The organism is Streptomyces sp. NPDC004658, from assembly GCF_040609555.1.
GTDB lineage: Bacteria > Actinomycetota > Actinomycetes > Streptomycetales > Streptomycetaceae > Streptomyces.
Map to the genome: position 1 here is coordinate 70,580 of NZ_JBEXKG010000017.1, position 11,483 is coordinate 82,062.

Consider the following 11,483-nt stretch of genomic DNA (forward strand, 5'->3'; position numbering starts at 1 on the left):
CATGACAGAGACCGAGGGACTGTACGTGCCACCGGGCCACGGCCGGGTCGTCGAGACACCGGCCCAGCGGGTGACCTTCAAGGTCACCGGCCTGCACTCGCGCATGGCCTCCACCTTCGAGGTGGAGGTCCCGCCCGGCTTCGACGTGGGCGCCCATGTGCACACGCGCAGCGAGGAGTTGTTCTACATCCTCGAAGGCGAACTGGACGTCCTCGCCTTCGAGCCGCGCGTGCGCACCCCCGACAACTGGCGGAAGTGGGAGTCGTCCTCGGGCAGCCGGGTGGTCCGGGCGACACCGGGCACCGTCATCGTCGTACCGCCCGGATGCCCGCACGCGTTCGCGAATCCGACGGAGGCGCCGGCGAAGATGTTCTTCCAGGCCGCTCCCCCGCCGGACCACGAGCGCTATTTCGAGGAGCTGCTCGACATCCTCGGCAACGGCGGCCCTCCGGACCAGGAGGCCATCGAGGCGCTGCGGGCCAAGTACGACATCGAACAGCTCACCCCACTGAGACACCGATGAGGCACCGGTGAGGCGACCGGTGCGGACTAGCGGATGGGCATCCCCGACAGGGTCCGCGCTATGACCAGCCGCTGGATCTCGCTCGTGCCCTCGAAGATGGTGTAGATGGCCGCGTCCCGGTGCATCCGCTCGACCGGGTACTCACGGGTGTATCCGTTGCCGCCGAGGATCTGGATCGCCTGAGCCGTCACCTTCTTGGCGGTCTCGCTGGCGAACAGCTTCGACATGGAGCCCTCGGCGGCGGTGAACGGCTTGCCGTTGACCGCCATCCAGGAGGCGCGCCACACCAGCAGGCGGGCGGCGTCGATCTGGGTGCGCATGTCCGCCAGCTGGAAGGCCACGCCCTGGTTGTCGATGATCGGGCGGCCGAACTGCTCGCGGGTCGTGGCGTAGTCGAGGGCGACCTCGTAGGCGGCCCGGGCGGTGCCGACCGCCATGGCGCCGACCGCCGGGCGGGACGCCTCGAAGGTGGCCATGGCCGCGTTCTTGACGCGCTCCCCGCCCTTCTTCGCCCTCTCCCGGGCCCGGGCCAGCCGCTCGTCCAGCTTCTCCTTGCCGCCGAGCAGGCAGGAGCCGGGCACCCGGACGTTGTCGAGGATGACCTCGGCGGTGTGCGAGGCGCGGATGCCGTGCTTCTTGAACTTCTGGCCCTGGGAGAGTCCGGGCGTCCCCGGCGGGACGATGAAGGAGGCGTGGCCCTTGGAGCCCAGCTCCGGGTCGACCACGGCGACCACGACGTGGACGTTGGCGATGCCGCCGTTGGTCGCCCAGGTCTTCGTGCCGTTGATCACCCACTCGTCCTTGGCCTCGTCGTACACGGCACGCGTGCGCATGGAGGCGACGTCGGAGCCGGCGTCGGGCTCGGAGGAGCAGAAGGCGGCGACCTTCACGTCGTTCTGGTCGCCGTACATCTGGGGGATCCAGGTGCCGATCTGTTCCTCGGTCCCGTTGGCGAGTACGCCCACGGCGGCCAGGCCGGTGCCCACGATGGACAGGGCGATGCCCGCGTCGCCCCAGAACAGCTCCTCCATGGCCATCGGGATGCCGAGGCCGGTGGGGTCGAAGTACTGCTGCGCGTAGAAGTCGAGGGAGTAGATGCCGACCTTCGCTGCCTCCTGGATGACCGGCCAGGGAGTCTCCTCGCGCTCGTCCCACTCCGCCGCGGCGGGGCGGATCACGTCCGCCGCGAAGCCATGGAGCCAGTCGCGTACTTCCCTCTGTTCCTCGTTCAGCTCCATGGTGAACTCGGCCATGTCCCCTCCAGCGGCGGTGGTGCGATGTTACTTGCGGTAACAAGAGTGTGTTACTGATCGGTAGGAAAAGTCAACCGCCGATGACGCCTCGGCAGCCCGTTCGATGTCAGGGGCCCGGTCAGTGTTAGTTTGCGCAGGCGTCACCGAATCAGCACGGGTGGGGAGAGCACATGGACACCACACAGCGGACCGATCAGCAGCGGACCGCCGACCGCCGACGGCGCGAGCTGCTGGAGGCGGCCGACCGGGTGGTGCTGCGCGACGGCCCGCAGGCCTCGATGAACGCGATCGCGGCGGAAGCGGGCATCACCAAGCCGATCCTTTACCGGCACTTCGGCGACAAGGGCGGGCTGTACGCGGCCCTGGCCAAGCGGCACACCGACGCACTGCTCGACTCCCTGCGGGCGGCCCTCGACGCACCGGCCGGCCGGCGGGAACGGGTCGAGTCGACCCTGGACACCTACCTCGCGGCGATCGAGGCACGGCCCCAGGTGTACCGGTTCCTGATGCACCCGGCGGAGGGCAGCACCGGGGGCGACCAGGGCTTCGACGTCGGCAAGCACAGCGCTCCGCTGCTCCGGCGGATGGGCGAGGAGCTGGCCCAGGTCATCGAGGAGCGGGTGGACCTGGGACCGGAGAGCCAGCAGCTGGCCCGGGTGTGGGGGCACGGCATCGTCGGGATGATGCACGCCGCCGGGGACTGGTGGCTGGGGGAACGGCCCTGTTCCCGCGCCGAGTTGGTGCGGTCTCTCGCCGACCTGCTGTGGGGCCGCCTGGCCGCGGCCGGTGACCGGGTGGGGGGCCCGGGGTTCTGAACGGCCCCCGCACCCCTCAGGCCCGTGTGCCCGCCCGGTTCCAGGAAGCTCTGGAGACCTGCCTCAGCAGCCTCCGCTTCCGCCACCCCGTGAGGTGGTCCGCGTACACCCGGCCCTCCAGGTGGTCGCACTCGTGTTGCAAGCATCTGGCAAAGAAGCCGGTGCCGTGCAGGGTGACCGGATCGCCGGCCAGCGTGAAGCCCTCGACGACCGCGTGGTCGTAGCGCTCGGTCCCCGCCTCCAGGCCCGGCAGGGACAGGCAGCCCTCGGGGCCCCGGACCACCACACCGTCCGCCTCCATCAGCCGGGGGTTCACCACGTGTCCGAGGTGGCGCACGTCCTCGTCATCCGGACAGTCGTACACGAACACCCGCAGACCGACCCCGATCTGATTCGCGGCCAGGCCCACTCCCCGCGCCGCGTACATCGTGGCGAACAGGTCCTCCACGAGGGCGGCGAGGCCGGAACCGAAGTCGGTGACGTCCCGGCAGGGCTCGCGCAGTACCGCGTCGCCGAGCAGGGTGAGGGGCCGGACGCGCCCGTGGGCGCCCGGAATGGAACCGTGTCGCATGGCGGCAAGGGTACGGTTCGTATCGCTCATGCCCGCCGCTCAAGGCCTGGGCCGGGATTCGGGTGTGGGAATGGATCTCGATAGGCTGAGGTTCACACCACGTTGCCGGATGGCCCCAGGCGCGGCGCGTACGCAAGGAGGATCGAGAACTGATGGCAGGCAACTCGGACCCGCTCACGCCGCGGGCCAAGCTGGCCGTGACCGCGGGCAAGGCGGTAGCTGCGGCGTCACGCGCCGCGGGACGCGGCAGCGGATCGGTGATCGGCGGCCGGGTCGCACTGAAGCTCGACCCCGACCTGCTCGCCCGGCTCGCCCAGAACCTGGACGTCGTCCTGGTGTCGGCGACCAACGGCAAGACCACGACCACCCGGCTCATCGCCGAGGCGCTGCGCGCCGCGGGCCCGGTCGTGTCGAACGCGCTGGGCGCCAACATGCCGGCGGGCATCACCTCCGCGCTGGCCGGCGGCTCGGACGCCAAGTTCGGTGTCATCGAGGTCGACGAGAAGTACCTGGCCGGTGTGGCCCGGGACACCAGCCCGAAGTGCATCGCGCTGCTGAACCTCTCCCGCGACCAGCTCGACCGCGCCGCCGAGACCCGGATGCTCGCCGAGAACTGGCGGGAGGGCCTGGCCGGCTCCAAGGCCGTCATCGTCGCCAACTGCGACGACCCGCTGGTGGTGTGGGCGGCGTCCTCGTCCCCGAATGTGATCTGGGTCGCGGCCGGGCAGATGTGGAAGGACGACGCCTGGTCCTGCCCGTCGTGCGGTGGCGTGATGCAGCGCCCGGGCGACGACTGGTTCTGCGGTGAGTGCGGGTTCCGGCGGCCGACGCCGACCTGGGCGCTGTCCGGGGACCACGTGCTGGACCCGCACGGGTCCGCCTGGCCGATCCACCTCCAGCTGCCGGGCCGTGCCAACAAGGCGAACGCGGCCTCCTCCGCGGCCGTCGCCGCCGTCTTCGGGGTGCCGCCGCAGGTCGCCCTGGAGCGGATGTACCAGGTGCAGGCGGTGGCCGGCCGGTACGACGTCGTCCAGTTCCAGAACCGCGACCTCAGACTGCTGCTCGCCAAGAACCCGGCCGGCTGGCTGGAGACGTTCTCCCTGATCGACCCGCCGCCCGCGCCGGTGATCCTGTCCGTGAACGCGCGCGGGGCCGACGGCACCGACACCTCCTGGCTGTGGGACGTCGACTACACCCGGCTGACCGGCCACCCGATCTTCGTCATCGGCGACCGGAAGCTGGACCTCGCCGTCCGTCTGGAGGTCGCCAACCAGCACTTCCAGGTCTGCGACAACCTCGACCAGGCCGTGCAGATGTGCCCGCCGGGCCGGATCGAGGTCATCGCGAACTACACCGCGTTCCAGGACCTGCGCCGCCGCGTCGGCAACTGATCTTCTGATCCTCGAAGGGCGATCACCTCATGAGCGACAACCAACTGCGGCTGGTGTGGATCTACCCGGACCTGCTGAGCACGTACGGCGACCAGGGCAACGCCCTCGTCGTGGAGCGCAGGGCCCGGCAGCGCGGCCTGGACGTGGCCCGGCTGGACGTGCGCAGCGACCAGCCGATCCCGACCTCCGGCGACATCTACCTCATCGGCGGCGGCGAGGACCGTCCGCAGCGGCTCGCGGCCGAGCGGCTGCGCCGGGACGGGCATCTGCACCGGGCGGTGGAGAACGGCGCGATCGTCTTCTCGGTCTGCGCCGGCTACCAGATCCTCGGCCACGAGTTCATCAACGACCTCGGCCAGCGCGAGCCGGGCCTCGGCCTGCTCGACGTGGTCTCCGTGCGCGGCGAGGGCGAGCGGTGCGTCGGTGACGTGCTGGCCGACATCGACCCCCAGCTGGGCCTCCCCCAGCTGACCGGCTTCGAGAACCACCAGGGCGTCACCCACCTGGGCCCCACGGCCCGCCCCTTCGCCCGGGTGCAGATCGGCAAGGGCAACGGCACCGGGGACGGCACGGAGGGCGCGTACAACGGCACCGTCTTCGGTACGTACATGCACGGACCGGTCCTCGCCCGCAACCCGCAGATCGCCGACCTGCTGCTGAAGCTGGCGCTCGACGTCAACGCGCTGCCGCCGATCGACGACCGCTGGTACGAGGCGCTCCGCAACGAGCGCATCGCGGCGGCGCAGCAGCCCGCGTAACCCGTTCTTCAGCCGGATTCCAGCATGGTCCGGCAGGCTCGTGCGGGCCCGCCTGACGGCCCGTCCGCTCACATGTGCGGGTGCGTCCATCAGGCGGACGCCCGCTACGGTGCCACCCCCTCACGCCGGTAGGGTGACCGGGAATCCGCCGGACGACGTGGTCCGGTTACCCGGCCCACGTTGAGAAGGTATTTCGGGCTATGCGCATTGGTGTCCTCACGTCCGGCGGCGACTGCCCCGGCCTGAACGCCGTCATCCGGTCCGTCGTGCACCGTGCCGTCGCCGACCACGGCGACGAGGTCATCGGTTTCCGGGACGGCTGGAAGGGCCTCCTGGAATGCGACTATCTGAAGCTCGACCTGGACGCGGTGGGCGGCATCCTGGCCCGCGGCGGCACCATCCTCGGCTCCTCCCGGGTGCGCCCGGAGCACCTGCGGGACGGCGTGGAGCGGGCCAGGGGGCATGTCGCGGAACTCGGCCTGGACGCGATCATCCCGATCGGCGGTGAGGGCACGCTGAAGGCGGCCCGGCTGCTGTCGGACAGCGGGCTGCCGATCGTGGGCGTGCCCAAGACCATCGACAACGACATCGCCGTCACCGATGTCACCTTCGGTTTCGACACGGCGGTGACCGTGGCGACCGAGGCCCTGGACCGGCTGAAGACCACCGCCGAGTCGCACCAGCGCGTGCTGATCGTGGAGGTCATGGGCCGGCACACCGGCTGGATCGCGCTGCACTCCGGCATGGCGGCCGGCGCCCACGCCGTGGTCGTGCCCGAGCGGCCCTTCGACATCGACGAGCTGACGAAGAAGGTCGGCGAGCGGTTCGAGGCGGGCAAGCGGTTCGCCATCGTGGTCGCCGCGGAGGGGGCCAAGCCGCGGCCCGGCTCGATGGAGTTCGACGAGGGTGGCAAGGACATCTACGGCCACGAGCGCTTCGCGGGCATCGCGCGGCAGCTGTCGGTCGAGCTGGAGCAGCGGCTCGGCAAGGAGGCCCGGCCGGTGATCCTCGGGCATGTGCAGCGGGGCGGCACGCCGACGCCGTACGACCGGGTGCTGGCGACCCGCTTCGGCTGGCACGCGGTCGAGGCCGTGCACCGGGGTGAGTTCGGCAAGATGACGGCGCTGCGCGGGACCGACATCGTCATGGTGTCGCTGGCGGAGGCCGTGGAGACGCTGAAGACCGTACCGGCGGAGCGGTACGACGAGGCGGAGTGCGTGCTCTGAGCACCTGACCCCGGCCGAAGGGGAAACCGGGGCGAGTTCTACCCTTGGGCGGGACAGAACGCGCACACCCCCCGAAACAGGAGCCGCCGGATGGATCACAGCGGGCACGGCATGACCATGGATCTGCCGCCGTTCACGCTGGGGCGCGGGCTCGCATGGTCGGCGGACCCCTTCTTCCTCATCGCCTGCCTCGCCGGTCTGGCCCTGTACGGCTGGGGTGTCGTGCGGCTGCGGCGGCGCGGGGACGCCTGGCCGGTGAGCCGCACGGTCTCGTACGTCGTCGGCGTGCTCACCATCGCTCTGGTGATGTGCACCAAGCTGAACGACTACGGCATGGTCATGTTCAGCGTGCACATGGTGCAGCACATGGTGATCAGCATGCTGTCGCCGATCCTGATCCTGCTCGGTGCCCCGGTCACCCTGGCGCTGCGCGCGCTGCCGGCCGCCGGAAAGGGCCGGAAGGGTCCGCGTGAGCTGCTGCTGATGCTGCTGCACAGCCGGTACATGCGCATCATCACGCACCCGGCCTTCACCATCCCGCTGTTCATCGCGAGCCTGTACGCCCTCTACTTCACCCCGCTGTTCGACTTCCTGATGGGCTCCAAGACCGGGCACGTCGCGATGATGGTGCACTTCCTCGCGGTGGGTGTCGTGTTCTTCTGGCCGATCATCGGTGTCGATCCGGGCCCGCACCGGCCGGGCCACCTGATGCGGATGCTGGAGCTGTTCGCGGGGATGCCGTTCCACGCGTTCTTCGGCATCGCGCTGATGATGGCGTCGACGCCGATGGTGGAGACCTTCCAGCACCCGCCCGCCTCGCTGGGCATCGACGCGCTGTCGGACCAGAGCGCGGCGGGCGGCATCGCCTGGGCGTTCAGCGAGATCCCGTCGGTGCTGGTGCTGATCGCGCTGCTGTTCCAGTGGTACCGCTCCGAGCAGCGGCAGGCCAAGCGCAAGGACCGGGCCGCCGACCGGGACGGCGACAAGGAGCTGGAGGCGTACAACGCCTATCTGGCCTCGCTGAACGCCCGCGAGGGGTAGCCGCACCGCGCAACGGGCGCCGGTCGCACGGTGGGCCAGGACCGTCGTACCTGTCCCGTCCGGGCCCGAACCAGGGCACCATGGTCCTGGACGGACCATGAGGAGGGTGTCGCGATGGCCGGTTCCACGAACGGTTCCACCAGGACGATGGGGGCACTCACGGTCGGCGGGCTGGTGGTCGTGACCGCCTACACGGTCGCGCTCGGCAGCAACGGCTGGCTGTGGTTCGGATGGGTGGTGCTGGGGCTGCTGACGCTCGCCCTGGTGGTCACCCAGTCCTGAGCCGCGCGCGGCCGACGGGGCTGGCTACAGTGCCCGCATGAACAGCAGGACACCCTCGTTCGACGAGCTGGACCGCCAGATCATCACCGCGCTCATGGCGAACGCGCGGACCAGCTTCGCCGAGATCGGAGCGGCGATCGGCCTGTCCGCCACTGCGGTCAAGCGGCGGGTGGACCGGCTGCGGGAGACCGGGGTGATCACCGGGTTCACGGCGACGGTCAGGCCGTCCGCGCTGGGCTGGCGCACGGAGGCGTACGTCGAGGTGTACTGCGAGGGCGCGGCCCCGCCCCGGCGACTGGCGGAGGTCGTCCGCAACCATCCGGAGATCGCGGCGGCGATGACGGTGACCGGCGGCGCGGACGCGCTGCTGCACGTGCGCGCCCGGGACGTGGAGCACTTCGAGGAGGTGCTGGAGCGGATCCGCGCCGAGCCGTTCATCCGGAAGACGATCAGCGTGATGGTCCTGTCCCATCTGCTCCCGGAAAGCCCGGAAGCGGGCGCCACCCATCCGGCTCCCGACTGACCGTTTCGACGCGCAGGAGTCGTGCGTGTCCTCCGGCGACAACGCAGCGATGCTGCGCAACCGCGCAGCTTTCCTCGCTTGTCGACCGTCTTCCTCTCTTCCTACCGTGGTGTCACCCCTCAGTGACACACAGGAAAGCGGAGGAAACCCTCTGTGACCGACAGTCGTGTGCCGCGTTCCCGGCGCTTCCTCGTCTGCGAACCCAGACACTTCGCCGTCCAGTACGCGATCAACCCCTGGATGCATCCCGACAAGCCCGTCGACGTGGACCTGGCCCAGGAGCAGTGGCAGGCGCTGATCCGGGCCTACCGGGCCCACGGCCACACCGTGGACACCGTCGAGCCGGTCCCCGGCCTGCCGGACATGGTGTTCGCCGCCAACGCGGCGTTCGTCGTCGGCGGCCGGGTCTTCGGCTCCCTGTTCCACGCTCCGGAGCGCCGCCCGGAGTCGGAGTACTACGACACCTGGTTCAAGGCGGCCGGCTACGACGTCCACCGGCCCGAGTCGGTGACCGAGGGCGAGGGCGACCTGGTGTGGACGGGCCGGTACGTGCTCGCCGGCACCGGGTTCCGCACGACGCGTGAGGCGCACCGCGAGGCGCAGGAGTTCCTGGGCCACCCGGTGATCGGCCTGACCCTGGTCGACCCGTACTTCTACCACCTGGACACGGCGCTGTTCGTCCTCGACGACGACAACATCTGCTACTACCCGGAGGCCTTCTCTCCGGGCAGCCGGGAGGTCCTCAAGCGCCTGTACCCGAACGCCGTGCTCGCCACCCGCGAGGACGCGATGGCGTTCGGCCTGAACTCCGTCTCCGACGGCCGGAACGTCTTCATCGCGCCCCAGGCGGAGGCGCTCGCCGAACGCCTCGCCGACCACGGCTTTGTCCCCGTCCCCGTCGACCTGTCCGAGTTCCACAAGGCCGGCGGCGGCATCAAGTGCTGCACCCAGGAGATCCGCTGATGACCGCACCCGCGCGCACCCGTACGTCCGACGACCTGATCCGCGCGGAGGAGCCGGTTCTCGCGCACAACTACCATCCGCTGCCCGTGGTGGTGGCCCGTGCCGAGGGCACCTGGGTGGAGGACGTCGAGGGCAACCGCTACCTCGACATGCTCGCCGGCTACTCGGCCCTCAACTTCGGCCACCGGCACCCGGCGCTCGTCGAGGCGGCACACCGCCAGCTCGACCGGCTCACCCTCACCTCCCGCGCCTTCCACAACGACCGGCTGGCCGAGTTCGCGGAGCGGCTCGCGGAGCTGACCGGCCTGGACATGGTGCTGCCGATGAACACCGGCGCGGAGGCGGTCGAGAGCGGGATCAAGGTGGCCCGCAAGTGGGCGTACGACGTGAAGGGCGTCCCGGCCGGGCAGGCGACGATCGTGGTCGCGGCGGAGAACTTCCACGGACGTACGACGACCATCGTCAGCTTCTCCACGGACGAGACGGCCCGGGCGGGCTTCGGCCCGTTCACGCCCGGCTTCACCATCGTGCCGTACAACGACCTGGCCGCTCTGGAGGCCGCGGTCGACGACACCACGGCGGCGGTGCTGATCGAGCCCATCCAGGGTGAGGCCGGGGTGATCGTCCCGGACGACGGCTATCTCGCCGGGGTGCGGGAGCTGACCCGCCGCAAGGGGTGCCTGTTCATCGCGGACGAGATCCAGTCGGGCCTCGGCCGGACGGGCCGGACCCTCGCCGTCGAGCACGAGGACGTCGTCCCGGACGTGCTGCTGCTCGGCAAGGCGCTCGGCGGCGGCATCGTGCCGGTGTCGGCGGTGGTGGCCCGGCGCGAGGTGCTGGGGGTGCTGCACCCGGGTGAGCACGGTTCGACGTTCGGCGGCAATCCGCTCGCCGCGGCGGTCGGCACGGCGGTGGTCGAGCTGCTGGAGACCGGTGAGTTCCAGCGCCGGGCGGCCGAACTGGGCGTGGTCCTGCGGGACGGGCTGACCGAGCTGACCGGCAGGGGCGTGACCGGGTTCCGTTCGCGCGGGCTGTGGGCCGGCGTGGACGTCGACCCCGCCCTCGGCACGGGCCGCGAGATCAGCGAGCGCCTGATGCGCGAGGGGATCCTGGTCAAGGACACCCACGGCTCCACGATCCGGCTCGCGCCCCCGCTGACGATCACGGCGGAGGAGCTGCGGTCGGCGCTGGCGGCCCTGGAGAAGGTGCTGGCCTGAGGGACGGGCGGGGCCGGTGGCGGCACCGGTCCCCGCCCGCCGTGCCGTCAGTGCGTGCCGAGGAGCCTCTTCATCTCCTCGATCTCGGCGTTCTGGGCGGTGACGATGGCGCCCGCCATGGTCTTGGCGGGGCCGTACTGGCCCTTCTCCTTCTCGGTGGTGGCCATCTCGACGGCGCCCTCGTGGTGGTCGACCATCATCGACAGGAACTTGGTGTCGAAGTCCTTGCCGGTGGCCTTCTTCAGGGCCGTCATGTCGGCGTCACTCATCATCCCGGACATCCCGGACATCCCGGACATCCCGGAGTGGGCGGAGTGGTCCATGCCGGCCATGGGGACCTGCTCGCCCCAGGACGTCAGCCAGCCGGTCATGGTGCGGATCTCCGGGTCCTGCGCCTTCTCGATGCGCGACGCGAGGTCCTTCACCCGCGCGGAGGACGCCCGGCCGTCGGCGAGCTTGGCCATCTCCAGGGCCTGCCGGTGGTGCGGGATCATGCCCTGCGCGAAGGAGACGTCCTGGGCGTTGTGCGCGGTGGCCGACGCGCTCGCGGTGGCGGAGGAGCCGTGGCCGGTGTGGCCGCCGCCCGAGTTGTCGCTGTCGCCACCGCAGGCGGCGAGGACGAGGGCTCCGGTCACGGCGACCGCGGCGAGGGCGGCACGGCGCGTCAGGGTACGGATGGTCATGCGGGGAACTCCTGCTGTTCTGAAGGGATTCGGGCACGCGTGGGCGCGACCGCGGCGCCTGCGCCGTGGCAGGGCGGCGGCCGGGGCGGCCTCTAGATCCGCAGGAGTTGGAGTTCCGCCAGATCGGGCGGGGCACGGGCGCCGTCCGGCGCGGTGGCCGGACCGGGGCGCGGGCAGGGTGCCGGGGCGCCGACGGCCACCGGGTCGGGGGCCGGAAGGGGCAGTCGGGGCCCGCCG

At 70.8% G+C, this 11,483-nt stretch carries 14 protein-coding genes; 10 read left to right on the plus strand and 4 right to left on the minus strand.

Translation table 11 applies throughout. The features are described 5' to 3' along the window. Position 1 precedes the first annotated feature (1 nt). Entirely contained in the window at positions 2-523 is a 522-nt protein-coding gene (locus ABZV94_RS09620) for a cupin domain-containing protein (RefSeq protein ID WP_356338996.1), read from the plus strand. A 26-nt stretch (positions 524-549) separates the two neighbouring features. On the opposite strand, the gene ABZV94_RS09625 is transcribed toward ABZV94_RS09620, so the two are convergent. Continuing rightward, a complete protein-coding gene (locus tag ABZV94_RS09625) occupies positions 550-1,776 on the minus strand; it encodes an acyl-CoA dehydrogenase family protein (RefSeq protein WP_356338998.1) in 1,227 nt (408 codons plus the stop codon). A gap of 170 nt (positions 1,777-1,946) precedes the next feature. Between ABZV94_RS09625 and ABZV94_RS09630 the strand changes: the two genes are divergently transcribed. Continuing rightward, positions 1,947-2,591, plus strand: a complete 645-nt coding sequence (locus tag ABZV94_RS09630) for a TetR family transcriptional regulator (protein WP_356339000.1) — start codon at positions 1,947-1,949, stop codon at positions 2,589-2,591. 16 nt (positions 2,592-2,607) lie between these two features. Here the strand turns inward: ABZV94_RS09630 and def are convergent, their stop codons facing one another. Beyond that, complete coding sequence (gene def, locus ABZV94_RS09635; RefSeq protein ID WP_356339003.1) at positions 2,608-3,162, minus strand: peptide deformylase; 555 nt, start codon at positions 3,160-3,162, stop codon at positions 2,608-2,610. Between the two features lie 152 nt (positions 3,163-3,314). Between def and ABZV94_RS09640 the strand changes: the two genes are divergently transcribed. The 8 genes from ABZV94_RS09640 to rocD all read left to right on the plus strand — a co-directional run bounded on the left by ABZV94_RS09640 (position 3,315) and on the right by rocD (position 10,563). Further along, complete coding sequence (locus ABZV94_RS09640; protein WP_030655212.1) at positions 3,315-4,553, plus strand: MurT ligase domain-containing protein; 1,239 nt, start codon at positions 3,315-3,317, stop codon at positions 4,551-4,553. A gap of 29 nt (positions 4,554-4,582) precedes the next feature. Beyond that, positions 4,583-5,311, plus strand: coding sequence for a glutamine amidotransferase (locus tag ABZV94_RS09645; protein ID WP_103815672.1), 729 nt, complete (start codon positions 4,583-4,585; stop codon positions 5,309-5,311). Positions 5,312-5,511: 200 nt separating this feature from the next. Further along, a complete protein-coding gene (locus ABZV94_RS09650; protein ID WP_356339005.1) occupies positions 5,512-6,537 on the plus strand; it encodes a 6-phosphofructokinase in 1,026 nt (341 codons plus the stop codon). A 90-nt stretch (positions 6,538-6,627) separates the two neighbouring features. Further along, positions 6,628-7,578 carry a cytochrome c oxidase assembly protein gene (locus ABZV94_RS09655; RefSeq protein WP_356339008.1) on the plus strand — a complete coding sequence of 317 codons (951 nt, stop codon included), beginning with the start codon at positions 6,628-6,630 and terminating at the stop codon, positions 7,576-7,578. A gap of 114 nt (positions 7,579-7,692) precedes the next feature. Then, on the plus strand, positions 7,693-7,860 hold the full coding sequence (locus ABZV94_RS09660; RefSeq protein WP_356339010.1) for a hypothetical protein: 168 nt from the start codon (positions 7,693-7,695) through the stop codon (positions 7,858-7,860). A gap of 37 nt (positions 7,861-7,897) precedes the next feature. Next, entirely contained in the window at positions 7,898-8,383 is a 486-nt protein-coding gene (locus ABZV94_RS09665; protein ID WP_356339012.1) for an Lrp/AsnC family transcriptional regulator, read from the plus strand. Positions 8,384-8,536: 153 nt separating this feature from the next. Then, a complete protein-coding gene (gene ddaH / locus ABZV94_RS09670) occupies positions 8,537-9,346 on the plus strand; it encodes a dimethylargininase (protein ID WP_356339014.1) in 810 nt (269 codons plus the stop codon). After that, on the plus strand, positions 9,346-10,563 hold the full coding sequence (rocD, locus tag ABZV94_RS09675; RefSeq protein WP_356339016.1) for an ornithine--oxo-acid transaminase: 1,218 nt from the start codon (positions 9,346-9,348) through the stop codon (positions 10,561-10,563). Before ddaH ends, rocD begins: the two co-directional genes overlap by 1 nt. A 47-nt stretch (positions 10,564-10,610) precedes the next feature. Here rocD and ABZV94_RS09680 read toward each other — a convergent pair whose 3' ends face one another. Continuing rightward, positions 10,611-11,246 carry a DUF305 domain-containing protein gene (locus tag ABZV94_RS09680; RefSeq protein WP_356339018.1) on the minus strand — a complete coding sequence of 212 codons (636 nt, stop codon included), beginning with the start codon at positions 11,244-11,246 and terminating at the stop codon, positions 10,611-10,613. Between the two features lie 92 nt (positions 11,247-11,338). Then, complete coding sequence (locus ABZV94_RS09685) at positions 11,339-11,470, minus strand: DUF6153 family protein (protein WP_356339027.1); 132 nt, start codon at positions 11,468-11,470, stop codon at positions 11,339-11,341. Positions 11,471-11,483 lie beyond the last annotated feature (13 nt).

What these genes read in the sequence shown, in the direction of transcription:
- ABZV94_RS09620 (WP_356338996.1), top strand. Translation starts at nt 2, where the DNA reads ATGACAGAGACCGAGGGACTGTACGTGCCACCGGGCCACGGCCGGGTC.
- ABZV94_RS09625 (WP_356338998.1), bottom strand. Translation starts at nt 1,776, where the DNA reads ATGGCCGAGTTCACCATGGAGCTGAACGAGGAACAGAGGGAAGTACGC.
- ABZV94_RS09630 (WP_356339000.1), top strand. Translation starts at nt 1,947, where the DNA reads ATGGACACCACACAGCGGACCGATCAGCAGCGGACCGCCGACCGCCGA.
- def (WP_356339003.1), bottom strand. Translation starts at nt 3,162, where the DNA reads ATGCGACACGGTTCCATTCCGGGCGCCCACGGGCGCGTCCGGCCCCTC.
- ABZV94_RS09640 (WP_030655212.1), top strand. Translation starts at nt 3,315, where the DNA reads ATGGCAGGCAACTCGGACCCGCTCACGCCGCGGGCCAAGCTGGCCGTG.
- ABZV94_RS09645 (WP_103815672.1), top strand. Translation starts at nt 4,583, where the DNA reads ATGAGCGACAACCAACTGCGGCTGGTGTGGATCTACCCGGACCTGCTG.
- ABZV94_RS09650 (WP_356339005.1), top strand. Translation starts at nt 5,512, where the DNA reads ATGCGCATTGGTGTCCTCACGTCCGGCGGCGACTGCCCCGGCCTGAAC.
- ABZV94_RS09655 (WP_356339008.1), top strand. Translation starts at nt 6,628, where the DNA reads ATGGATCACAGCGGGCACGGCATGACCATGGATCTGCCGCCGTTCACG.
- ABZV94_RS09660 (WP_356339010.1), top strand. Translation starts at nt 7,693, where the DNA reads ATGGCCGGTTCCACGAACGGTTCCACCAGGACGATGGGGGCACTCACG.
- ABZV94_RS09665 (WP_356339012.1), top strand. Translation starts at nt 7,898, where the DNA reads ATGAACAGCAGGACACCCTCGTTCGACGAGCTGGACCGCCAGATCATC.
- rocD (WP_356339016.1), top strand. Translation starts at nt 9,346, where the DNA reads ATGACCGCACCCGCGCGCACCCGTACGTCCGACGACCTGATCCGCGCG.
- ABZV94_RS09680 (WP_356339018.1), bottom strand. Translation starts at nt 11,246, where the DNA reads ATGACCATCCGTACCCTGACGCGCCGTGCCGCCCTCGCCGCGGTCGCC.